The organism is Paenibacillus sp. Root52, from assembly GCF_001426865.1.
GTDB lineage: Bacteria > Bacillota > Bacilli > Paenibacillales > Paenibacillaceae > Paenibacillus.
The window spans coordinates 77,330-100,458 of record NZ_LMFO01000033.1 but is presented as its reverse complement, the minus strand read 5'-3'; the positions used below and the strand labels follow the sequence as shown (position 1 = coordinate 100,458).

General features: G+C 45.5%; 20 protein-coding genes. 9 read left to right on the top strand and 11 right to left on the bottom strand.

Translation table 11 applies throughout. From position 1 onward, the window contains the following. Entirely contained in the window at window positions 1–1,521 is a 1,521-nt protein-coding gene (locus tag ASD24_RS27880; protein ID WP_056703126.1) for a leucine-rich repeat domain-containing protein, read from the top strand. Between the two features lie 101 nt (window positions 1,522–1,622). Here the strand turns inward: ASD24_RS27880 and ASD24_RS31235 are convergent, their stop codons facing one another. Together ASD24_RS31235 and ASD24_RS27875 are read right to left on the bottom strand one after the other, a co-directional pair. Further along, on the bottom strand, window positions 1,623–1,943 hold the full coding sequence (locus ASD24_RS31235) for a helix-turn-helix transcriptional regulator (RefSeq protein WP_235540939.1): 321 nt from the start codon (window positions 1,941–1,943) through the stop codon (window positions 1,623–1,625). After that, entirely contained in the window at window positions 1,916–2,530 is a 615-nt protein-coding gene (locus tag ASD24_RS27875; protein WP_235540937.1) for an AraC family ligand binding domain-containing protein, read from the bottom strand. Before ASD24_RS27875 ends, ASD24_RS31235 begins: the two co-directional genes overlap by 28 nt. 124 nt (window positions 2,531–2,654) lie before the next feature. On the opposite strand from ASD24_RS27875, the gene ASD24_RS27870 reads away from it, so the two are divergent. Continuing rightward, window positions 2,655–3,986 (top strand): glycoside hydrolase family 30 protein, encoded by a 1,332-nt coding sequence (locus ASD24_RS27870; protein ID WP_056703122.1) that lies wholly within the window; start codon window positions 2,655–2,657, stop codon window positions 3,984–3,986. Between the two features lie 167 nt (window positions 3,987–4,153). Here ASD24_RS27870 and ASD24_RS27865 read toward each other — a convergent pair whose 3' ends face one another. Next, window positions 4,154–5,116 carry an endo-1,4-beta-xylanase gene (locus tag ASD24_RS27865; RefSeq protein ID WP_056703119.1) on the bottom strand — a complete coding sequence of 321 codons (963 nt, stop codon included), beginning with the start codon at window positions 5,114–5,116 and terminating at the stop codon, window positions 4,154–4,156. A gap of 248 nt (window positions 5,117–5,364) precedes the next feature. On the opposite strand from ASD24_RS27865, the gene ASD24_RS27860 reads away from it, so the two are divergent. Then, window positions 5,365–7,665: a 5'-nucleotidase C-terminal domain-containing protein gene (locus ASD24_RS27860; RefSeq protein ID WP_056703116.1), complete on the top strand. Its 2,301-nt coding sequence runs from the start codon at window positions 5,365–5,367 to the stop codon at window positions 7,663–7,665. A gap of 430 nt (window positions 7,666–8,095) precedes the next feature. Here ASD24_RS27860 and ASD24_RS27850 read toward each other — a convergent pair whose 3' ends face one another. Then, entirely contained in the window at window positions 8,096–8,311 is a 216-nt protein-coding gene (locus ASD24_RS27850; RefSeq protein WP_056703109.1) for a hypothetical protein, read from the bottom strand. 314 nt (window positions 8,312–8,625) lie between these two features. On the opposite strand from ASD24_RS27850, the gene ASD24_RS27845 reads away from it, so the two are divergent. Next, a complete protein-coding gene (locus ASD24_RS27845; protein WP_056703106.1) occupies window positions 8,626–10,071 on the top strand; it encodes a DEAD/DEAH box helicase in 1,446 nt (481 codons plus the stop codon). 357 nt (window positions 10,072–10,428) lie between these two features. Further along, window positions 10,429–12,297 carry an AbfB domain-containing protein gene (locus ASD24_RS27840; protein ID WP_056703103.1) on the top strand — a complete coding sequence of 623 codons (1,869 nt, stop codon included), beginning with the start codon at window positions 10,429–10,431 and terminating at the stop codon, window positions 12,295–12,297. Window positions 12,298–12,486: 189 nt separating this feature from the next. On the opposite strand, the gene ASD24_RS27835 is transcribed toward ASD24_RS27840, so the two are convergent. Beyond that, window positions 12,487–13,095 carry a flavin reductase family protein gene (locus ASD24_RS27835; RefSeq protein WP_235540935.1) on the bottom strand — a complete coding sequence of 203 codons (609 nt, stop codon included), beginning with the start codon at window positions 13,093–13,095 and terminating at the stop codon, window positions 12,487–12,489. A gap of 259 nt (window positions 13,096–13,354) precedes the next feature. On the opposite strand from ASD24_RS27835, the gene ASD24_RS27830 reads away from it, so the two are divergent. Beyond that, entirely contained in the window at window positions 13,355–14,218 is an 864-nt protein-coding gene (locus ASD24_RS27830) for a GNAT family N-acetyltransferase (RefSeq protein ID WP_056703101.1), read from the top strand. 45 nt (window positions 14,219–14,263) lie between these two features. Here ASD24_RS27830 and ASD24_RS27825 read toward each other — a convergent pair whose 3' ends face one another. After that, on the bottom strand, window positions 14,264–14,488 hold the full coding sequence (locus ASD24_RS27825) for a hypothetical protein (RefSeq protein ID WP_056703098.1): 225 nt from the start codon (window positions 14,486–14,488) through the stop codon (window positions 14,264–14,266). A 262-nt stretch (window positions 14,489–14,750) separates the two neighbouring features. On the opposite strand from ASD24_RS27825, the gene ASD24_RS27820 reads away from it, so the two are divergent. Together ASD24_RS27820 and ASD24_RS27815 are read left to right on the top strand one after the other, a co-directional pair. Further along, window positions 14,751–16,808: a CAP domain-containing protein gene (locus ASD24_RS27820; RefSeq protein ID WP_056703095.1), complete on the top strand. Its 2,058-nt coding sequence runs from the start codon at window positions 14,751–14,753 to the stop codon at window positions 16,806–16,808. A 200-nt stretch (window positions 16,809–17,008) separates the two neighbouring features. Beyond that, window positions 17,009–17,398: a winged helix-turn-helix transcriptional regulator gene (locus ASD24_RS27815; protein ID WP_056703093.1), complete on the top strand. Its 390-nt coding sequence runs from the start codon at window positions 17,009–17,011 to the stop codon at window positions 17,396–17,398. Window positions 17,399–17,426: 28 nt separating this feature from the next. Here ASD24_RS27815 and ASD24_RS27810 read toward each other — a convergent pair whose 3' ends face one another. After that, window positions 17,427–18,332 (bottom strand): helix-turn-helix transcriptional regulator, encoded by a 906-nt coding sequence (locus ASD24_RS27810; RefSeq protein ID WP_056703090.1) that lies wholly within the window; start codon window positions 18,330–18,332, stop codon window positions 17,427–17,429. Window positions 18,333–18,410: 78 nt separating this feature from the next. Between ASD24_RS27810 and ASD24_RS27805 the strand changes: the two genes are divergently transcribed. After that, the gene (locus ASD24_RS27805; RefSeq protein WP_056703088.1) at window positions 18,411–18,950 is read left to right on the top strand and encodes a dihydrofolate reductase family protein; all 540 of its coding nucleotides are present in this window, start codon (window positions 18,411–18,413) and stop codon (window positions 18,948–18,950) included. A gap of 208 nt (window positions 18,951–19,158) precedes the next feature. On the opposite strand, the gene ASD24_RS27800 is transcribed toward ASD24_RS27805, so the two are convergent. From ASD24_RS27800 to ASD24_RS27785, 4 genes are all read right to left on the bottom strand, one after another. Next, window positions 19,159–20,289: an SGNH/GDSL hydrolase family protein gene (locus ASD24_RS27800; protein WP_056703085.1), complete on the bottom strand. Its 1,131-nt coding sequence runs from the start codon at window positions 20,287–20,289 to the stop codon at window positions 19,159–19,161. Between the two features lie 91 nt (window positions 20,290–20,380). Further along, complete coding sequence (locus ASD24_RS27795) at window positions 20,381–20,785, bottom strand: hypothetical protein (RefSeq protein WP_056703082.1); 405 nt, start codon at window positions 20,783–20,785, stop codon at window positions 20,381–20,383. 123 nt (window positions 20,786–20,908) lie between these two features. Beyond that, a complete protein-coding gene (locus ASD24_RS27790; RefSeq protein ID WP_056703079.1) occupies window positions 20,909–21,805 on the bottom strand; it encodes a response regulator in 897 nt (298 codons plus the stop codon). Further along, complete coding sequence (locus ASD24_RS27785) at window positions 21,780–23,093, bottom strand: sensor histidine kinase (protein ID WP_056703076.1); 1,314 nt, start codon at window positions 23,091–23,093, stop codon at window positions 21,780–21,782. The genes ASD24_RS27790 and ASD24_RS27785 overlap by 26 nt, the downstream gene beginning before the upstream one ends. Window positions 23,094–23,129 lie beyond the last annotated feature (36 nt).

Sequence of the window (23,129 nt, the reverse complement as noted above, 5' to 3'; positions counted from 1 at the left end):
ATGAGAAGAGTGACTCTACTAGTTCTACTATTTATTCTAAGTATTGGCTCAGCCGGCCAGGCTTTGGCGTACCCAACCGGCGAATCAGGCAACAGACTTATTGAAGACCCTGCACTGGAAGATGGTTTGAAACTTATTTTGAACAAACCGCTGGATGCTCCCCTGACCGTAACCGATCTGCAGCAACTCACTGTCGTAGATCTGAGCAATGCAGGCATTCAAAGTCTAGCAGGGCTTGAACAGGCGTCTAACCTGACGCATCTGCGACTATACGGTAACGAGATTGAGACGCTGACACCGCTAACGCATCTGACCCAGCTTCGAGAGATTGATGTACGGAACAATTACATTACATCTATTGATGCACTTGCAGATCTGAAGGATCTCGGACGACTCTTGATTAGCAACAATTCAATTTCTTCTATTGATGTTATTGATGAATTCACCCGGCTACATACGTTCTTTGCTAGTGGAAACCAGCTTACAGATATTACACCGCTGACGGATCTGTCTGATCTAACTTGGGTTGAGCTGGCTAACAATAAGATTGCAGACATCTCTCCACTTGCACATTCCACCAAGCTGCAGCAGTTAAATGTAGCGAACAATCGAATTCAGCATCTGGACGCTCTCGCTGATCTGCCTAACACCCTCCGTAAACTCAATGTATCGGGAAATGAAATTTCAGATCTGACGCCCATTGAACATATGACAGGAATACGGACGCTCGATATTAGCGGCAACCAGATCCAGCATCTACATGCTATTGCGGATATGCACCATCTAACCGAGCTGAACGCTGAATCGAACCAAATTTATGACCTAGAACCACTAGCGTCATTGACGCATCTCAAGGCGCTCCAACTAGCCAATAATCGGGTGTGGGATCTAAGCCCAATTGCGGGGCTCTCTTTTACTCGGGCAGCTACGACGAACACCATCACGGATATCAACGCTTCGGTATCCTTTGCTACGAATGTGCAGACCTCGGTTAACGAGAGTGAATCTGGGGGGCTAACGGTACAGAATAACTACTTGGATGTAACCAGCGGCAGTAACACGATGCGCTTGTTGAACCAGATGAATGTACGGGAGCAGAAACGAACCCCTCAAGGCAGTTTTCAACGCTTAGTTGAAGGTTCTACGACAGCTTATGTGGGGGATCAGGCATATGCCCTGGATGCAGCACCTTTCATTGATGAAGGTCGGACTTACGTTCCTTTACGCTTTATCTCAGAGCAGTTAAATGCCCATGTGGACTGGAATGCCGCTGCACATGAGGTTACCATTACACAGAATGATCAGACCATTCATTGGAACGCTGATAATAAGCAGGTGCGAGTGAATGATCAACTGATGATGAATGATGCACCTCTGTTAATGCGAAACGGAAAAGCCTTCGTCCCTGTGCGATTTATCTCTGAGCAACTGGATACAACTGTCGGCTACATTGCCAGCAGCAAAACGATCCTGATCTTCGAGAATAAGCAACCATTGGTCAGAGAACAGTCTCAGCCTTAAACGAACTCATATATATAATTGTGTCTTATGCTAAAAAGGCCTTCCCATCGTATCGTTCCTTAACTGTTAGTTGGAACCATACCGGGAAAGCCTTTTTTCAATTATTCAAAAAAATGAATACCTCCAACGGTCTGTCTGTATTCACTCGGACTCATGCCTGTCCAACGTCTGAATTGCCGACTGAAATGGGCAAGAGAAGAATATCCAAGCATCGTAGCAATCCGAGTCAGACTCAGGTCGGGCTGATGAATAAGCTGCTTGGCCTCATGAAGCTTGAGTTCGGATAAATACTTGCGCGGAGAGATACCATACACTTTCTGAAATGTCTCCAGTGCATACCCTGTACTGATCTGAAGTGAGGATGCAATTTCTTCGATTCGAATCGGCTTGTCTCCTAATCCACCATCTCGAATGTGATCCACTGGCTCTTAATCGCCTCGGCAATCAGCTTCGCATAGTGAGCTACTGTTGGAGAGACAGCCTCCTTGGCACGTGAAGAGCTACGTTCTGCTAAAACCGCCAGAATCTCTAGCAAACCTGCCTGCATACGAAACAGATCGGGCGTCGTATATTCTTCATTGCGGTTAAGTAGCCCTACCCACTTCAGCATAATATCCTTGATGCGCTGATTATCTTCACTGCCATTCGGAAATAACCATTGCACATGTTGACTCATCTCCTGCCGAAACAACACCTCGTCCACATTAAAATGAGCGATAAAGTAGGTTAAACCTTGCTCCTGATTACATTCATTCGTATGCCTACAGCCTGGTGGAATAAGCAGAATATCCCCTTGATGCAGTTCGTAATGAATATTCTCCATACTCGTCGTCTGTATTCCTTCCAGAATAAGAATCAACTCAAAGGCCAGATGAGATTCTGTCGGTACACGCCAGCCTTGCTTCACCTGCTGCATATGCGCACCAAATAGCTTCACATTCCAATCGGTAGCGGGTAGCCAGCGACTCTCTCGAGATAAATAGGAACGATATTGTTCTGGGATAATCATGGATTACACCACCTTGGATTAGGGCAAATTTTACACGGATCAGTGTATCTTCATTTCATAGAAGACTTGTTATACTGACTGTACTGTACACCATAACCGAGGTTTAGGCGAGGAGGAACATTAGATGTCACTAACCATACAAGGGTACTCTACAACACCTGATACCGCATGGAAAGAAATCTTTTTTATGCCGTCAAAAGAAAGCGATAACTTAACACTGAGTGGTGCTGAGCACCAGCTTGTTGAAGGATTCGGTGGATGTTTCAATGAACTGGGCTATATGGCCCTTTCCCACTTGAATGATGAACAGCGTCGTGAAGTATTTCATTCCCTCTTTCACCCTGAAGGTGAACATAAATTCAACATCTGCCGACTCCCGATTGGGGCAAGTGATTATGCAGAGCAATGGTATAGCCACAACGAGGTCGATGGGGACGTGGCGATGGAGCATTTTTCAATTGAACGCGACTTCAAATATCTCATTCCGTACATTAAGGAAGCCCTCACGTATAATCCGAACTTACAACTCTTCGCCTCTCCATGGAGTCCACCAACTTGGATGAAGACACCCAAAGCGTATAACTATGGCACACTGCGCTGGGAGAAGGAAATTCTAGAAGCTTATGCTCTGTATTTTGTGAAATTCGTACAGGCTTACCACGAGGCGGGTATTACGATTCATCAGGTTCATGTTCAAAACGAAGTCATTGCTGATCAGAAGTTCCCTTCCTGCATGTGGACAGGCGAGCAGCTCCGTGAATTTATCGCCGATTATCTTGGCCCTGCTTTTGACAAACACGGCTTGGACACGGAAATCTGGTTGGGAACGATCAACGCACCCGATCCATGGGAAGAATTGATGAAGAAAAAAACGAATGATTTTGATGAATATGCGGGGCTTGTTCTCAGCGACCCTAAAGCGTACGCCTATATTAAGGGTGTCGGCTACCAATGGGCAGGTAAAAATGCGATTCAACGTACCGTGGCAAGCTATCCCGAGCTTCGTTATATGCAGACCGAAAATGAATGTGGTGACGGGAACAACTCCTGGAACTATGCCAAATATGTATTCAATCTATACCAGCATTATTTCAGCAATGGGGTGAACGCGTACATCTATTGGAATATGGTACTTGAGCCGAAAGGCCGCAGCACGTGGGGATGGGAGCAGAACTCCATGATTACAGTTAATCCGGAGCAGAAGGAACTCACTCGCAATCCGGAGTATTATGTCATGAAGCATTTTGCTCACCAAGTAGCGCCAGGTGCCCGGAGACTAGGACTTTCAGGAGCTTGGGCTGGTAAAGCAGTCGCTTTCCGCAATGAGGATGGTCATCTAGTGATTGTCATTAACAATCCCTTCAAGGATAAGCGTGAGCTTCATCTTGCCTATGAAAAACAGACACTAACATTTGAGCTGGAAGCCGACTCCTTCAATAGCATTGTTATTGAGTAACAACACCGTTAATCATTGACACACCAAGCGCTGAACTTTCTCATATATAGATAAGATAAATGGATAAATGAATTGGAGCCTTCATCTTGTAATATCAAGATAAGGCTCCTTCATCTTGTAATATCAAGATAAGGCTCCTTCATCTTCATTGGTAACCTTTCGATGGCTTAAGAGTTATTCGCTAGGTAGTTTCTCAGCCACTGCAAGGCCGGGCGTTCCGTACCGTTGCTATTCACCAAGTGAGATCCGTTCACCCACGTCTGTCCTTGATTATATCCCCACAGTGTAATGCCCTTCACGCCTGAATGCTTCCAGAGGATCGGGAATTTCTGCTGATAGCGTTGCAATTGCGTGTTGTCGTCACCCGTCATATCCAGCTCAGACACATAGATTGGCAACCCTGTTGCCGCCAGCTTGTTCAGAACAGTTGTCATCGTACTAGTCGATACCGTATCCATATTGAAATAATGTCCTTGAATACCGATGCCATCGATCAGTCCTCTGTTTTTCAGAAGGTTGATAATCTGGATATATTGGTCTGCTTTGTTCGGATCATTAATGATGCCATATTCGTTGATAAGTAACTTGGAATTAGGGAATGCTTGTCTCGCCTGCTCGAAAGACCAGATCACCCAATCCCACCCGGTAGCTCCATCCCCACCAATCGCGTTGCGGTACGAAGGCTTCGCATGCAGCGGTTCATTCACCACGTCAACAAAAGCAGCTTTGGAATAGCGCTGACCTGCCGCCTTGATCCATTGGAGTACTTCCGCTTTCTGATCCGCAGCCGAGAGTCCACTAACCCAACCTGGCTCCTGACTTCCCCAGACAAGGGTATGGAATTTGAATGGGAAGCCATTATTATTCGCATAGTTATAAGCCATATCTGCCTGAGACCAGTTCATTGAATTGCGGGTTCCCTCTACAGCACCCCATTTGGTGGAGTTCTCGGGTGTCACCTGATTCCAGTAAGGACTGAAGTTGGAGGGAATGCTGCTTGCAATGATATTTCCAAGAAATTTACTTCCTTTTGCCAAACCAGCACTCACACTGCCGACCGCTACGGACGTAGCCAATACACCTACTAATGCGAGCGTGCCCACTGTCTTGAACCACTTGGATTTAAACATGTTTTTCCTCCTTGGTTATTTATTGTTAAGCGCTTACAAAATCATCTTACTGGATAAATTTGGTTTAAAATACCTTCAAAATATACTATTTACTTTGAAAAGTATATCTTTTCCCCTTATCGGTGATCAGGCTCACCCTATCCCAATCGAACATAATTGTTACATACGGGTTTACATTCCCTTAATGTTTATCTAGTATAAAATGACACATATCTTTACATACACTAGATAACAAGGGAGATTACAACATGCGCAAATTTTCAACGAAAGGTTTCGCCGGATGGTCTTTATCATTCCTCTTATGTACCTCCATTTTGTTCGCTCCATTCACTTCAGCCCCGGCTGAAGCAGCCGAATCAGCAAAAGAAACTAAAATTACGTTGCTCGGCACATCCGATATTCATGGGCGTTTTATGCCATGGGACTACGCTCTCGACGGTCCAAACCCAACGGGAAGCATGACACAGCTCTATACCATCGTTAAAAAAGTTCGTGCTGAGAATCCTAACACGATTCTGCTAGATGCAGGAGATATGATTCAGGATAACTCTGCTGAGCTATTCAATGATCAACCGCAATCTCCCATGATGGTCGCAATGAACGAGATGAAATATGACGCATGGGTCATGGGTAACCATGAGTTTAACTTTGGTCTGGATGTGTTGGAGAAGATTTCTTCCCAATTCAACGGACAACCTCTCGTAGGTAACATTTTCAAAGAAAACGGCGACCGCTACATGCCTGCTTATACGATTATTGAGAAAGATGGCATTAAAGTCGGTGTCATTGGAATGAACACACCGATGATTACTGAGTTTGAGAAAGGCACCGATCACTTAGATGGCATTATTGTTAAAGATCCTGTCGAAGAGACCAAAAAAGCCATTGCTGAGCTTAAAGGCAAAGTAGATGTCATGGTTGGACTTATGCATATGGGTCTCGACAACGAGAACGGCAATCCGGGAACCGGAGTAACCGACATCGCAAATGCGAACCCTGAGCTGGCGGCTATTTTTGCTGGACACATGCATACTCTAATTGAATCGCAAACGGTAAACGGCGTATTGATCTCCGAACCGAACAAATACGGATCACACATCTCACGAATCGACCTAACCTTTGAGAAAGACGGCGACAACGTTGTCTTGAAAAGTAAAGAAGCTCAGGCTCTCGCTGTAAAAGCAGCAGATGGTACCTACGAGGTATCTGATGCAGGGCTTGAAGAGACATTGCACCCGTTCCACGAGTTCGCTCGTGCAGATGCTAACATCGAGGTTGCTGAATTAAAAGGAACTAACCTGGTACCTGCCGATGAGATCAAAGGCATTCCTGCTGTGCAGGTTCAGGAGACCCCTTTATCCGACTTCTTCACCGAAGTCATGATCCATTACAGCGATGCCGATGTGGTTGCACACCAGATTGATAACGACAAAGCCAAGCTAGATATTGGCCCGATCAAGAAAAAAGACATCGCCTTCAACTATCAATATACCTTCGGTGAAGTCACTGTATATGAAGTCACGGGACGTGACCTGAAGGATTACATGGAGTGGTCTGTAGGATACTTTAACTCGACACGCCCAGGAGATGTAACGATTAGCTTTGATCCGAAGCGCCGTGCTTCCAAGTACAGTACGAATGATTTCTTCGGCGGCGTAACCTATGAGATTGATCTCACCAAGCCATACGGTAGCCGAATTACGAACCTCAAATACAGCAATGGTGAAGCAGTAAAAGAACAAGATACGCTTAAACTCGGTATGAATGCTTACCGGATGGAAGCGTTAATTGCGAAGGGCGGCGCACTGGAAGGCCGTACGTTCAAGCAACTCTGGTCCTCCAAGGATGCTTCGGCATTCGGCGAGATTCAAGGTACCATTCGCAACCTGTCTATTGCCTACCTGAAAGATGTCATGAACGGTGTTTATGAACCGAAGATTCAGCACAACTGGACAATCACTGGCGTTGACCTCACTGCACCAGCCCGTGCAGATGTTGTAGAGCTTATCAATGAGGGCGTAATGTCTGTGCCTAACACAGAAGATGGAAAATACACCAACATTGCCTCCATTAACATTCTGGATGCTGTGACGCAAGAAGAGATTGATGCCCTATCTGCCAAAGCAAACGTAGATACAGCACAATTCTCGGGCATATCAACCAAAGGTGAGTTCTATCAGAAGTTGAACGCAGCTCGTAAAGCAGCGGCTGGAAACGGTGAGGGTACACCTACACCTGCACCGGAGAAGCCTGTCACACCAGCTAAACCGAAGCCAACACCAGAACCAGCTAAACCAGGCAAACCTGCTACTACACCAGGCTCAACGAAGCCTGATACGGTAAAAGACAACAAGGTTAAACAAGCCAAAGTAACCGCAGCTTACCTGAATGTTCGCGCTGGTGCTTCATCCCAAGCCAAGATCGTCACGGCTGTACCTAAAGGAACCATTCTTGAGGTAATTAGCACAGAGAAGTATGGCTGGCTGAAAGTGAAATTGGATGGTCGCGTTGTCTATGTATACGGTAAATATGTAAGTATGTTGAAGTAATCAAAAAAACTGCGCAATCTATTATATATTCATGCTGAATAGGCAACGAGGAACGCTCTATCCTCCCACAAGACTCAATGTGCTAGAAAGCTAAAATCTCAGCAAGCATCCACGCAAACCTATCTTTTTAGCATATCCTATCGATAAAGACGATGGGAGGACTACTACGATGTTTAGTGTGTATATATTGCAAAGATGCAAATTAGGAGCTCATGTACGAATATATCTAAATTCCAAGTCTATTGAGGGAATCTATGCTGGCTTTGCCTTTGATTCAGTCGTGATCAATAAGAGTGATTCGCTTGTCTATATCCATCCCCGCATGATTTCTGCTGTGCAGGTCATATTCCCAAGAAAAAAGAAGCGGAAAATCTAGTTTCCGCTTCTTCTTTTTGCTTCTCTTTCATGCGTTCTTCTTGTCTTGTCTTCTTTAGATAACGTCTATTGCTGTAATTTGATTGACTGGGAAATAAGCAGTCTCATTATTCGATCTATTAAGAATAAGCACTCCATTGTTCAGTCCGGCATATTTTCCGGTATGCGTTTGCCCTTGAAAGTGAACTCTAATATTAGCACCCAATCCCAGTTGTTTAATAATTGATACGATAGCATAGTTGTTGTACGAATTCCCGTTGTTGTATCCCATTAAAATCATCCTCCTTCTGTTTTATAGTTTCATAGTATTCTCTATAACTCTATCTTTCCTGTGCAGAGTTGCTAGGGAGGAGTGGATTTAATAGTATTGGTCACACTCCACTAGAGACAGTATCTAATAAATCAAAGGAGATCCTCTGCTTGAGCAGGGGATCTCCTTTCGTTTAATTTTTAACGATTACATCTGAATTACATCAAATATTCCGTTAACGCTCCAACATATCGAGTATAATAAGAAGGTATACGCAAATAGTACGGTGTAATGCTAATATGTAGTATTCAAAACTAATGCAAAAGAGGTTAATAATGAGCAAGCAACAATTTAGTGAGTTTCAGCTTGGAGAAGAAATTGTACGAGCACTGGACAGTCTGGGCTATGAGACAGCAACTGAGGTTCAGTCCAAAGTCATTCCAGTCGCCCTAGAGAATAAAGATCTGGTCGTTAAATCACAGACAGGTAGTGGTAAAACGGCTGCATACGGCATCCCGCTCTGTGAACAGGTAGATTGGAACGAGAATAAACCGCAAGCGTTGATTCTTACCCCTACCCGCGAGCTGGCATTGCAGGTTACCGAAGACATCACCAATATCGGCCGTTTCAAACGCATCAAGGCAACCGCACTATACGGACAATCGCCTTTTCATGTCCAGAAGGCTGAGTTAAAACAAAGAACTCATGTCGCTGTAGGTACGCCTGGTCGGGTGTTGGATCATATCGAACGCGGAACACTGCCACTGGATCGAATCGCTTATCTGGTCATTGATGAAGCCGATGAGATGCTGAATATGGGCTTCATTGAGACGGTGGGTGCTATTATTCAGGCATTGCCTCAGGAGCGTGTAACAATGCTCTTCTCCGCGACCTTCCCAGAAGATGTAGCCAATCTATCCCGTAAATACATGAACAACCCGGTGGAGATTGAGATCAAGGCAAGCGGACTGACAACAGCCACGATTGAACATGCGGTTATTCATACTTCTGAAGTGAACAAAACTGCGCTACTGCAAGACTTGTTCATTGTGGAAAATCCGGATAGCTGTATCGTATTCTGCCGCACGCAGGAGAATGTAGACAAGCTGTTCCGCGTGATGGCTGACCTCGACTATCCAGCAGATCGCATCCATGGCGGCATGGAGCAGGACGAGCGGATTGAAGTCATGAATGCCTTCCGACGTGGACAATTCCGTTATTTAGTTGCGACGGATGTAGCTGCTCGGGGTATCGACATTACCAATATCACACATGTAATCAACTACGATATTCCGCTCGAAAAGGAAAGCTATGTTCACCGTACAGGCCGTACTGGGCGTGCAGGTCAGACGGGTAAAGCCTTTACCTTCATCACGCCGAAGGATGGCAGACGTCTTGCTGAGATTGAATCCTACATCGGATTCGAGATCCCGGTGATTAAAACTCCTTCTGAAGATGCTGTAGATCGCCGCAGAGAAGAGTTCGAGAAGCGGCTTAAGATTGTACCTGAGCGCAAAAAGGACAAGCGCGAACAATTGAATCAGCAGATTATGAAGCTGAACTTCAATGGGGGCAAGAAGAAGAAACTTCGTGCTGTTGACTTCGTTGGAACCATCGCCAAGCTTGAAGGCGTGGGCGCAGACGATATTGGCATCATTACCATTCAGGATAACGTAACAGATGTGGAAATTCTGAACGGCAAAGGGCCAATTGTGCTTGAAATGATGCAAAATACAACGATCAAAAAGATGCAGCTCAAGGTTCGTAAGGGCAATAAGTAATTCATTCTCTGTCTAAAATAAATACACAATGACGTAGGGATAGCGAGCTTGTTACCAAGCCTGCTATCCCTATTATCATGTAATGGTGATATCGTGTTGCGTTATATAGCTGGTGATGCAGTGTTATATGTACCCGTCTCCGTTAAATCGAGTTTAGTTTGCATTATTGTAGTACAATGCCGCTATCTTTGCCATTGGACATCATCTTCAGTCCATGCCCGCTCTTCCTGCTTGTTCAAGATAAAATGTCGCTTTGTTCATCAATGGATGTATTGTTCACTTGTCATCGAGTGTAGCCCAACTAGAATATAATTGAAAGCGCTATATTGATCTTCATTCTATCGGGAGGTGTATGTAATGGGTAAAAGGCAAGCTGTCTGGTGTCTAGTCTTAGCACTCACGTTCACCCTGTTTGGTCTTCATCCAGAACGAACAAGCGCAGCAAGTGTCACGATAACCAACGGAACCGACTGGCTGGATACGGCGGGCAATCCCATCCATGCCAACAGCGGCAACATTCTGCAGGTAGGCTCGACGTATTATCTGTATGGTGAACATGCAGTAGGCGGCAGATTCGACAGTGTTAACGTCTACACCTCCACGGATCTGAAGAATTGGACATTTAGCAATGCGATCCTGACGAAGGATTCTGCAACGGAACTGGCATCCAGCAAAATCGAACGTCCCAAAGTCATCTATAACGCCGCCACCTCCCAATATGTGCTATGGGCACATTATGAGAACGGGACGGATTACAACCTTGGGCGTGTAGCGGTAGCGACAAGCAATACACCGAATGGCAAATTTTCGTATGAGGGCAGCTTCCGTCCACTCGATTATGAATCCCGTGACATGACCGTATTCGTAGATACGGATGGCACAGGTTATCTGGTTACTGCTTCCCGTAAGAATGGCGGAGCTAATGATACGGTGGCCATTTTCAAAATGAATGCAAGCTACACCGGAATTCAATCCTTCGAAGGCTGGCTATTCGAGAATACCTATCGCGAGGCACCTGCCGTTGTGAAAAAAGGAAACCGCTATTACCTCTTCACCTCCCAAGCCGCGGGCTGGTATCCGAATCAAGGAGCGTACGCCACTGCGACGTCTATGACAGGGCCATGGACTTCCCTTACACCATATGGCAATCCATCGGCCTTCGGCTCGCAGATCCATGATATCGCTACGATCACAGGCAGCAGTACAACATCGTATATCTATATGGGAGACCGCTGGAATCCAATGAACCTCGGAGAACACAAGCATATCTGGCTGCCGCTAACCTTGAATGATTCGAACGGAACGGCATCGCTGGAGTGGTACACCACATGGAACATTGATGCAGCTACAGGCACAGTAACCCCACCCGCTCTGGTCAATCATGCTCAAGGCAAAACGGCTACTGCCATCTCGACAGCCTCCGGTTCATCTGCATCCAACGTCAATGACGGTAACTACCAGACTTCATGGGTAGCTTCATCCAACAGTTGGCCGGCGTGGTGGCAGGTGGATTTCGGCGCTCCGAAGACCATCACGGAGATCGACACGTCTTGGTTTATGTATAAAGGCTCTGAAGGGTATTACAAATATAAAATCGAGATCAGTAACGATGGTATTAATTATGCTTCACTAGATCGCACCAACAACCTGACCTATGGTTTCACGACTGATGCGGTGCATTTCACTGCTCGTTATGTACGAATTAATATGGTGAATGCCGTCTTATGGAACAATCCTGGCAACTGGTATACGCCAACCTTACACGAGGTCAAAATGTTGGGACCTGCTACCCCTGAAACCACCGGGTACAGCCGGTTCAGTTCACACAACTATCCGGATCGATATATCCGTCATGCGAATTATACAGCTCGTGTGGATGCCAACGTCTCACCGGTACTGGACTCCCAGTTCCGTGTTGTACCTGGCCTTGCTAGCTCCACAGGAATCTCGCTGGAGTCCGTCAACTTCCCTGGCTTCTTCTTAAAGCGTAATGCCAGCAACAAAATTGTGCTTGAAGCTTATACGAATACCGCAGTCTATAAGGGAGATGCGACGTTTCTAAGTAGCCCCGGCTGGGCGGACAGCAGTGAAGTGTCACTGCAATCCTACAGTCAGCCCGGCTATTATATCCGGCACTATGATTATGTACTGCAACTCGATGCCATCAATGCATCCAGCAGTTCCACTGTGAAGAGTGATGCCACGTTTACCCGTACTAACTTCTAGCCGTTTAGCGGTATATCGTATTTAGAGATACATCCGTAGCATACAAAGATCATTATGCTCACATGAGATACAAGGAGCAACCATCTACACTTTGCCGGAAAAAGGTTTCTAATCAGGCACACCGCCTGAAAAGGAGCCTTTTTTTCTCTGCGCTTCACCCGCTATGAGATGTGATTCTACAACTCGTTCTCATAACGTGAACGCTGGTGTAATCATGGCGTAATCGCCAGCCAGACTGGCTAATGGCTGCCAGTTCTCTAAGGCTATTTTATAATTACCGGCATATGCCTCTGCATCGACCCGAACATGCTCGACTTTTCCAAGAATCACATGATCTGTGCCAACCGGGATGATTCGATCCAGCGTAAGCTCAAAGGCAATGGGAGACTCCTGCACAGAAGGCACACGCACGCATATCCCTGGCTGGGGTGTAACCCCTGCAAGTTCGAACTCATTATCCTCCGATGCTACATGAGCGGACGAGCGCTGCATTGAAGCTGCAAGCGAGGCAGGAACGACGTTGATAACGTACTCCCCCGTCTCTCGAATGTTGACTAGCGTGTCCTTAACCGTGCCTTGCCTCTCATCTACACCAGGACCAATCGATAAGAGCAACGTTGGTGGATTACGCGAGGCAATGGTAAAAAAACTGAACGGCGCCAGATTAAGCACCCCCTCCGCACTTCTCGTAGAAACCCAAGCAATCGGCCGGGGCACCACTGAACCAATCATTAAATTATACATTTCATCAACCGTGATATCACCTGCTGCAAATTCATGTGGATGATCCTTTCCCAATTACACTCACCCTTTCTTCCCTTTCCCTCAGCAGATCCTTCGGTTTACAAAGACGGACGGGACAAATATAGTTGGTATAAGAATATACACTTGTCTATTATAAAAAAAGTACGCACTTTAAAGTGCGTACCTCTATCCAACCATAGATTCATCTTAGATAGATCTAGATGATTCTAACTTCAATTAAAATCTATTTTGGAGCATAGCGAACTCTAACCCGCGTTTCTGTGCGTATCTTTCAATAAAAAGGTGTGAATGCATGTCAACCTATCAAGTCATTCCGATGATCTATCATTCCAAGGAACAAATTGATGCGATTATCTCGCTCGAACAACAATGTAAACAACTGGATTCTGTACATCTTAAGGCAGATCTTGATCATATCAGCAAAAAAGACGGAGACCATGCGCTCCTCTGTTATCGCGACAGCGAATTGGTTGGACTCCTTAGTTGGTATGCTTCTGACGCTGAGACCGGAAGTATAAATGCCATCGTACATCCAGAGCATCGTCGCCAAGGTGTGTTCTCTAGCTTACTGAAGCAAGCCATTCTCGACATGACACCACAGGGTATACATCAGCTCAGTTACCGTATTCCTCAGGGCTTATCTCCAGGAATCCACACGGCTGAATCACTCGGAGCAGTGTATGATCGTGCGGAGTACGTCATGCAGCTTGTGAGTAAAATCTCTCCAATGGATGGACTGCCCGAAGTTACTTTGCGTGTAGCAGAAGCTCAAGATTGGGATTTTATGATCACCTGCTCCTCCCAAGCCTTCGGCGATTCAGAGAGCTGGACTCGTGAATATTTTATGCAAACGAATGAACCTAGCCGAGTAACCTATATTGCTTGTCAGGATGAACAGCCTGTTGGGCTGGTACGGGTCAATTCCATTAATGCCACAACTGCGTTTATTCATAACTTCTGCATTCTGCCTGCTTATCAGGGTCGAAAGCTGGGACGTGCTGTGCTTACCATTCTGTCCGATCTCTTGAAGAAGCAAGAGTATACGGACATTCGACTGTCTGTTGTTACGGAGAATGAGCGCGCTTTGAATCTGTATCGAAGTGTTGGTTTTGAAGTGAATACCGATTATCACTATTATAGAGGCAAGTTAGTATAAGTGGTTTAGAGAGATCGGCCTTCGTTAAGGAGGCGGGTCTCTTTGTTATAGATTTTCCAAGCCAAGGTACACATTCCAGATCACAAGGATCACACTTAGACATACGGCAGTGCCTATATTCCATTTGGTTCTCACGCGGAACGCGGTGTACCCCATCACCGCAATCATGACCACACTGAAGATGAGAGCTGCAACGTTGTTCCGAAAAACGGCTATCATGATGAGCAAAATGAAGGTAATGATCGTTGTCATCTTATTCAAATTCACCATTCTCATCTCCTTTAACAATATGCTGTATCACTTATAGTAATTTACATTTGTTAACAATAATCAATAACTTTATGATCGTACTGAGAAAATGAGGAAAAGCGCGAAAACAATTCATCAAAATAATTCATTTATACTCATCTAGCTTGCGTAGTAACCAAAAGCTCATATAACACAGCAGACAAATGCATCTTGTAGTGCATATGGCAGGATTTACAAATATTATGTCGAATTTTATCATAATCTAATTGAAGGAGGTCACATCTTGTTTATTCACAGAAAATCATCTTTAACCAAGCGTAGGCGCTTCATCACCAAAATTGCTTACGTCACGACAGTTCTGGCTCTCTTTAGCCTACTAGCAGGAGCACTTAGCACCCATGTTGTGCCCCGTGCCAGCGCTGACAGTGCCGGGTACACCCAGGATCAACTGGATGCGTTAAATTTCCTCAATGCGGTGCGTGCTAAGGTCGGCGTTCCTCCACTCAAGTTGAATCCAATTATCACACGTGCTGCCAAGTCTCATGCTTCATATTACAATGCCAACAAAAGCAAGCATCCTGATCTAAGCTCTCATATGCAAATGGAAGGCATGCCAGGTTTCACAGGTAAAAACATGAAAAATCGAATTGAAGCAGCTGGCTATGTCGCTCCAAAGGGGTATGCTTACTCCGAAGCTATGCATTTCAAGCAGAAGAGCAGTTCAGCCGCTCTACAAGGATTCCTAGATACTGCATATCATCGGGAAATCGTTCTTGATCCTACCCTTGTTGAAGTTGGGTTCGGTCTGGTCGATGGAACGGCTGTCGCAGATTTCGCAGGCCCTTGGATGACCAAAGAAGAGGGAACGATGGCTGTATATCCTTACGATCAACAGACCAATGTACCGGTAGGATTTTATGGCAATGAAATCCCGAATCCGCTCAAGCAGTTCGGCGTAACGTTCTCGGGTTATATTATTTCCGCAGCCGCTCAGCTCGAAATGATCAGTCACCAGGTTATCGTCAAAGATAGCCGAGGAAACGAACTTCCATATCATGAACAGTTACATGGCAAAACATTGTTTATCTATCCAAAGTCGGTGTTAAAAGGCAATCAGACATATACCGTTTCACTCACATACTCCACAGGTGAAGCAACAGGTTCCAAGAACAAGACGTGGTCTTTTACGACCGGAAAAGGAACGAACTTAACTTCAATCACACCTTTTACCGAAGAAGTTACTCTTAATCAGGGTGAACAGCTCCAGTTGAGGTGGACAAGCCATTATGATGATAATGCTTTTGATGAGGCAACAGAAGGATTAAGTTACATAAGCAGCAATGCCAAAGGCCTTAAGGTGTCTACAGCTGGAATCATAAACGCAATACAGCCTGGTAATTACACAGTGAAGGCCACATTAGAAGGTAAATCAACACAAGTACAAGTTAAAGTGTATCCAAAATGGAAAACGAGGAATTATAACAGTTCGTTAACCAAGCTACCGTCTGATATCACAGGCCATCCTTTACAGGAGGCTTTAGAGTGGGGATTGAAGTTAGGTATTGTAAGCCCAGCAAGCAATGGATTGCTCCAGCCGAATACGACCGTAACAGAAGCAGAGTTCTGGATGATGCTCCTAAAAGCTTACCGTATCGATATTCAATCTTATCAAGCTCCTAAGAAGACATTAGTGGATGCAGCGTATCAGATTGCGAAGGATCGAAACTACCCGCTTGCAGGGATCAACAAGGCCGCCTCCAGGAACAAGGCTATTACACGCCTGCAAATTGCGGAGATTGTGTCTGCCGCAGATGGCAAACATTTTGCCGGATCTAATGCAATTCAGTATGTACTTGCAAACGACTACGTACGTGGGAAAACGGAATTGTCTTACTCTGGTTACGAAGGTTCCGACACAGTGACTCGGGCAGAAGCACTCCAGATTCTTAAGTATCTGTACAACGGAATAAGTGTATTGGAGGGAAGACCCACGATCCCAACAGATCCATTAAGCCTTCCCAAAATGCCAAAAAAAGAAGTGTACATCAAACCAGCCACATATACCGATCAGAGCTTCTTCGCTGAATATCGTAGTGATGGGAGCTTGGTTCTAGAAGGCAAATTCCTTAAGTTAAAAGGACAGAGCATTAACATTAAAGTGCAAGAAGGACCCATCTCCAAACATATTGAGGAAGTAACCGTTCAGTTTGATCAAAATGGAAACTTCCATACAGAGGTTGGACCTTACTCACCGCAACAGTTAAATCTATATATGTATGCTCCTTCAATCACCTATGGCCTGACTGTAATTAAGGGAAAAATGAATATGGGTCAATTCTAGTTCATGATTCATAATTCCTGAACCATCTGCATCTTCGCGTCTGGAGCGACCTCAGGCTCACCTCACTTCGTTTAATGAAAGTGGAGTGAGCCTGAATTATTGTTGTTTTTTACTAACGAATACGATGCTGTTCTCCCTGTTCATAAGAATGAATTTCGGTTTACAAATTCCATATATCTTCTCAAAGGAGTCTGACCAATATGGACGAATCTACAACAAGCAAGAAAGACGTTGTTCTAACCCCGTTTGACTATACCTTGTCTATCATTGGTGGGAAGTGGAAGATGAAAATTATGTACCAACTCGCATTCCACGGCATCACCAGGTATGGAGAGCTCAAGCGTCGTGTCTCTGGCATTACATACAAAGTGTTAACCGCTCAATTAAGCGATCTTGAAAGTAACGGTATTATTCAAAGAGTAGAGTACGACCAGTCTCCACCAAAGGTAGAGTACTCCTTAACGAGCAGAGGTCAGAGCTTGATGCCCATCCTTGAGGAAATCTGCAAATGGGGTGTGCACAACGTCGAAGAATCACAAGGTAATAAGGGAGATAAGCCACACACCATCACAGTCGGGGACTACCTGTAGTCCCCTTTTTCTGTACGTCTCTTCTTCTTTACAGGTACTGCTCCAGACTTTTCTCCAGCATACTACGCACCATTTGTTTCAATTCTACTGGAGCCAAGACCTTTACTTCCGGCCCATAGGCCAGTAGCCCACGCGCTGTATATGGCAGCTCATCTACGGGAATTGCACCCTTCCATTCCTTATCCTCCACAGACTTAAATACGACATCCGAGGTAGCTTGCCTTACCCCTGCATCAGTAAAATGTAGCACGACCTCTACACGTTCACGTTCATCCTCCGCACGCAGCCAATCATGCAGGTTCGGGATAGATTCATCCGTTTCATCCGTAATCTTAAGATCACTCATGCGATCCACACGATATAGCAACACTCTCTCCTTATGGCGTGCAGGCATGTACCAGTACCCACGATCATAATAAATACCGATTGGAAAGACCCTTACTGTTTTCTGTCCATTACGGGAAGAATACTGGAAGGTAACACCTCTCTTCTCCACCGCTGCGTCCAACATTGTAGTTGTCATTGGCTGAGCGTGCATCGATGAATGTGGCTGAAGAAAGGTAATATGTTTTCTCATTCGCATCACGAGATCCTGTACATCCTGCGGCAGACTCGAAAAGTACTGCTCTGCCAGATGTTCTCGCACCGATCCATAAGGGAAGTCTGGTACTTTCTCCAAATATTCAAGCATTAGAAATAAACCTAATGCCTCGTTCTGATTGAGCTGGAGGGGTGGCAGTAACCTATTCGGTAGAACCTGGTATCCTCCATTTACACCAACTTCGGTATATAGAGGAAAGCCCATCGACTGCAACGCATCCAAGTCACGTTGAATGGTACGAATAGACACTTGGAACCGCTCAGCCAGCTCGCGAGCCGTAAATTTCCGCCTAGAATCCATTAGCCTCATGATGGCAAGCTTGCGATTATTCATCATTTTCCACCTTTAATTACGTCAACTTTTGTCATAGTTAAAGTGTATCATAACGTTAAGAAGAAGGGAGCGATACATATGTCAGATACTAAGGTTATCTTGTATGTTGCAATGAGTCTGGATGGATACATCGCAAGACCAGATGGTTCTGTGGATTGGCTGATGGATGTGGAGGGAGATGGAGGTGACAATGGATACGCAGCATTTTATCAAGACATCGGTTCCGTTGTCATGGGACGTGACACCTATGAGGCGGTGCTCACACTAGCTGAGGATTTTATGTATGCTGATCGCCCAACATATGTCATGTCCCGTTCCAAGCAGGCGCCTGCTCCACATGTTGAATTTACAGATGAGCCGGTGGAACAATTAATCGCTCGACTTAAGGCGTCTACACCAGGGCATATATGGATTGTTGGCGGTGGGAAGCTAGTTCAATCGGTGCTGGAGCAGCATCTATTGGATGAGATCGAAGTCGCGATTATTCCGAAAATTCTGGGTGAAGGCATTCCGCTATTCCCCAAAGACACGGTGCCGAGTCGGTGGAAGACCATCGAGACGAAGACGCTCGGGCAGATTATTGCGATTCGCTATGAGGCAGAACAATTACAGGCTTAATGCCTCCTTAGGCGTTCAAAGTCGCGGATTACTGCGCTAAATCACTAATGACTACGATCTACTATGGATACAAAATTCCATAACCAATGCAATGCAAATTAGCCCACTGCGTAAGGTTGTGGGCTTGTTTGCATTCGTTTCATATTGTTAAGAGAGAACTCTGGCCTCGTGTCTAACTCTTTTCCTTTGCCATGATTCGTTCTGTATTCTAGGAATGGTGCAGTATGCCTTTCAGATGCTCTGTTAAGGTTTCGGCTGCCCGCTTATGGGATAACATCCCCGGATGAGTTCTGGCACCTACCGTCTCACTCGTTGTATTGGGCAGTTGAATGACCGACACATTTCGGTCACCGGTTTCTTTCATGTAGGTATCCACCGCGCGGTATATAGCAGGCATCATCGGAAATCCAAGCATGCCGTACGCCCAGACGATGTGTGCCTTGGTGTTATTTTTCCGCAACTGAATTAAAAATTGGTATGCTGCTTGCTCGAACTTAGCCACGTCTTCTTCATGGTACGTCCCATCGGCATTCAATCGTTGTTTATACGTGACCCCTGTGTTCGGATCTATCCACTCTGGTGTCTGGAAGGCACCGCCATCATTGCTGCCCAAATTCACGACCACAGCATCCGGCTGCCATGCATTGAAGTCATGCGGGTTATGCGCCCCCAGTGCTTCGTTCATCTCCCCCGTTACTAGACCACACACCTGATCATAGTACTGTGGAATGTTGGCGTTGGGATTGTTATCCCAGCTCGTCATAACGCCCCAGCCGCTCTGCGAGATGACGCGATAATCTGCGTGAAGAGCTTCCGCCGTCATCGCCGTATAATTTTGAATCGCGCTGAACCACATCGGAATCCAATCTTCCTCAGCCTGAGCCCCGATTGCACCTTCGCCTGATGTAATGCTATCTCCGATGAATTCCACTTTATAAGGTCTATCCTCCACCAGCTGGAATGCACCATCTGATTTCAACGCATGAATCTGTAATGCACATCCCGGATCCCCACTCATGGCTTGGGTGTCTTTTACGATTCGCACATTTTTGGTAACGCTTTCGTTCATTCCTCTGAAAATACACACCCAGTACCTTCCGTGCACCAACATCTGGCGACTTACCACTACGTCGTTAATTAGCACACTAATCCATGGCTCATACACATCATATTTGGAATCGACCTCTATCCATAACTCTGTCCCGCTCACGTTCAGTTCCACCGCGCTACCTGTCCAAAACAACGTCAGCGGCGACCTGCTCTCCGTCGTTCTCCCATGAACCTTCAACTGAGCAACATCGGTTAATGCATAATGCTGTAACTTATTATTTTCCATCATCACACAACCCTTCTCTTGGACTTTGTTCTGCGCTACAGCAGGTTTTCCCATCTCTTATGTAGATCTATTATTATTCTATATGCAAAAGGTGTTACACGTTAAGTACAGCTCTGAACGGGGCATGCCCTGTGTCTGCATTCCGTAGTAGCGTTGGTTTCCTTAACCTCAGGCTGGATTTGAGTTTGAAAATTGCTTTGGCTTCGTCCATCTTCACAAACGATACATCAATCCAGATCGGTACAAAAGGCGCCTTCCATGCAAGCAGATCCACAGCATTTTGAAGTGAAAATTGTCTGCCCTCTACATTTTTCTTCGCCAGTATCCACAATCGCATCATGTCATCCGCTCCGTCAAGTGGTTTGCCAGGTTCCTCAACAGCTTCAACAATAAATGCAACTTCTTCATAGTGCAATTCTTCGTTATCTTGGATTTCCTTGATGGCACTTTCTAGGTTAACCGTGAATATGTCTTTGTTCATCTGTGTGACTCTGGCCATAAGCAGCCTCCTTCAAGCTCCAATATGCTCATCATACCAAAAACACCCAGACAACTATACCAAGTTTGTTACTACAGCTAAATGAGCCAACACAAAAAAAGACCGACCCGCTAATTAGCAGGTTCAGCCGCCATTTAATTTCTCAACCGTCTCCATGTAGAACACATGCAGGAACTTCTTAATGTTGACCTTACCTTTATCACCAGGCTGATCCTCTTCCATCGCCCGCATCTTCATCCGAACATCCTGAAAGTCAAAGTAGAGCGGTGCATAGTGCTCAAACTTGTGATTGCTATAATCGGTCAGGCCGATCGAAGCCATATTCGTCAACGCCGCATTAACCGTTCGCCGGATGCGCTGTTCCATAGCCTTGCTTTCTTTCTCCACCTCTTTGGCTGTCGGCTTATACGTCTGTGCAACAGCTTCGTACATTTCCTTGAGTGAGGGCCACTCTACAGCCTGTTTCTGTTCAATGACATATTCCATCAATGCGATAACATCCTTGCTGCCACTCTCACCCAGAATACCTAGATCCATCAGTATGACTCTCGATATATCACGAACAGTGCGTCCTTTCGCAATAGGGGGTGTCTCCACAATGTTGAATTTGGTGAGGGACTGCTGGATTTCAAGCACATAACGCTCATATTTCCACTGCTCATTCACCCTTTTGAGCACATGCTCGACTTCCACACGATTAATGGGCTTATGGATGAAGAATTCAATCCCTTGCTGGTAAGCTGCACCTACCATTTCTTTGTTATCTACCTGTGAGATCATAATAAACTTACCTGCGAAGCCAAGTGCCTTGAGCCTGGCAACGGTCTCAATGCCATCCTGATCAGGCATTAGCAGATCAATAAGCACTACATCGGGTCTCAGATTTATGATCATCTGCTCCCCTTCGATACCCCCCTCTGCCGTACCTACCAGTTCACCTGCTCCACATTCTTCAATAATATCCTGTAACATACTTCTACTTACGATATCATCATCAACGATCAGAATAGAAAGCGTCATCGACCCCGGCCTCCTTTACCAAACTCACTTTTGGAATGCACACGACAAATCTAGAGCCCTTAGCACCTTCAGGCACATCTACTGTAATCGTACCTTCCAAGGATTGAACAATATCACGCACATGAGATAGACCGATGCCTGTTGCAGCAATCCCTACCTCATTGTATTTGGTCGTATACCCCGGTTCAAAAATAATCTGCCGCTTCGATTCTGGAATTCCTTTGCCTGAGTCCGTAACCTCAAAAACCACATCCATCTCCTGTTCGTACACATGAATCTGAATGGTTCCTTGCGTCTCAATCGCCTCTACTGCATTCGCAACCAGGTTGTTCATCACGGTGAGTAGAGGAATACAATATGGAGATTCACAATCGAATTGCTGTTGCATCTCAATCGTAATCTGTTTATTCAACATCTCCGCATATTTCCGATTGCCCTTGGCAGCGAAGTGCAGCATTTCGGATAATTGAAGATGAACTGCCTTTTCACTATCATACACCTTGAGCAGACCTGCCAAAATACGCTGAGAATCCTTCTTCACCTCATGGATCTGCTGTGCGATGCCCAGCGTCCGTTGACTATATTCATTCATCTCATTTTCTCGCAGATCCCGATACAGCTCATAACTATCCGCCGTAATGCCTTCGATAGTATTCATCGACTTCTTTAGATAAAAGACTTCACCGTATAACCCTGAGTTCACACTCATCATCTGTTCCATCCGCTTCTCCTGTTCAGCATGAAGAAGCCGCATCTGCCTTACCGCGAAGCTGTTATATAACCCAATAACGAAGTAGCTTCGCAGAGCTCCAACAATCAACAAATACAACCATTCCTTCATATAAAGAATGTTCGTACCGTTAAATATCCCGCGCAGCAGAAGCTCCGTCAGATTGGAAGAGAAGTCCATGATCGTAATCATTCCACCTAGAACCAGTGGCTGGAACTCATGAAATCTATGTTTAATCTTACTTAAGCCATAAGCGAATACAACGTAGTACATGCCTGCACCTACATTATCACGCATACTTTCTAAGATCGGCATCGTACTGACATGGCTCAGCAGATCTACAGATTGAAAGATCAGATTAGCAAAACCTGTCAGGATTCCTGTCTTCACATAAGATAAGTGGGGCATTATCATCAGCAAAAACAAAAAAATGCTGACACCTAGACCGATGCGAAAATAGTCTTCCCGAAAAGGATTAATCTTGAACTGTGCACCAATAGCTGTAGCCAAGGCGATGGCCGTCATTTGCACGTTTTCATTTCTGACCCAGTTACGCATCAATCTCTCCACCTACTATTACAACGATTAGCGCTT

Excerpts from the sequence above, each read along its gene's own strand:
- ASD24_RS27795 (WP_056703082.1), bottom strand. The coding sequence starts at position 20,785 with ATGGCCAGAGTCACACAGATGAACAAAGACATATTCACGGTTAACCTA.
- ASD24_RS27825 (WP_056703098.1), bottom strand. The coding sequence starts at position 14,488 with ATGGTGAATTTGAATAAGATGACAACGATCATTACCTTCATTTTGCTC.
- ASD24_RS27785 (WP_056703076.1), bottom strand. The coding sequence starts at position 23,093 with ATGCGTAACTGGGTCAGAAATGAAAACGTGCAAATGACGGCCATCGCC.
- ASD24_RS27875 (WP_235540937.1), bottom strand. The coding sequence starts at position 2,530 with ATGATTATCCCAGAACAATATCGTTCCTATTTATCTCGAGAGAGTCGC.
- ASD24_RS27800 (WP_056703085.1), bottom strand. The coding sequence starts at position 20,289 with ATGATGGAAAATAATAAGTTACAGCATTATGCATTAACCGATGTTGCT.
- ASD24_RS27880 (WP_056703126.1), top strand. The coding sequence starts at position 1 with ATGAGAAGAGTGACTCTACTAGTTCTACTATTTATTCTAAGTATTGGC.
- ASD24_RS27815 (WP_056703093.1), top strand. The coding sequence starts at position 17,009 with ATGGACGAATCTACAACAAGCAAGAAAGACGTTGTTCTAACCCCGTTT.
- ASD24_RS27830 (WP_056703101.1), top strand. The coding sequence starts at position 13,355 with ATGTCAACCTATCAAGTCATTCCGATGATCTATCATTCCAAGGAACAA.
- ASD24_RS27840 (WP_056703103.1), top strand. The coding sequence starts at position 10,429 with ATGGGTAAAAGGCAAGCTGTCTGGTGTCTAGTCTTAGCACTCACGTTC.
- ASD24_RS27865 (WP_056703119.1), bottom strand. The coding sequence starts at position 5,116 with ATGTTTAAATCCAAGTGGTTCAAGACAGTGGGCACGCTCGCATTAGTA.
- ASD24_RS27850 (WP_056703109.1), bottom strand. The coding sequence starts at position 8,311 with ATGGGATACAACAACGGGAATTCGTACAACAACTATGCTATCGTATCA.
- ASD24_RS27870 (WP_056703122.1), top strand. The coding sequence starts at position 2,655 with ATGTCACTAACCATACAAGGGTACTCTACAACACCTGATACCGCATGG.
- ASD24_RS27845 (WP_056703106.1), top strand. The coding sequence starts at position 8,626 with ATGAGCAAGCAACAATTTAGTGAGTTTCAGCTTGGAGAAGAAATTGTA.
- ASD24_RS27805 (WP_056703088.1), top strand. The coding sequence starts at position 18,411 with ATGTCAGATACTAAGGTTATCTTGTATGTTGCAATGAGTCTGGATGGA.
- ASD24_RS27860 (WP_056703116.1), top strand. The coding sequence starts at position 5,365 with ATGCGCAAATTTTCAACGAAAGGTTTCGCCGGATGGTCTTTATCATTC.
- ASD24_RS27810 (WP_056703090.1), bottom strand. The coding sequence starts at position 18,332 with ATGAATAATCGCAAGCTTGCCATCATGAGGCTAATGGATTCTAGGCGG.
- ASD24_RS27790 (WP_056703079.1), bottom strand. The coding sequence starts at position 21,805 with ATGACGCTTTCTATTCTGATCGTTGATGATGATATCGTAAGTAGAAGT.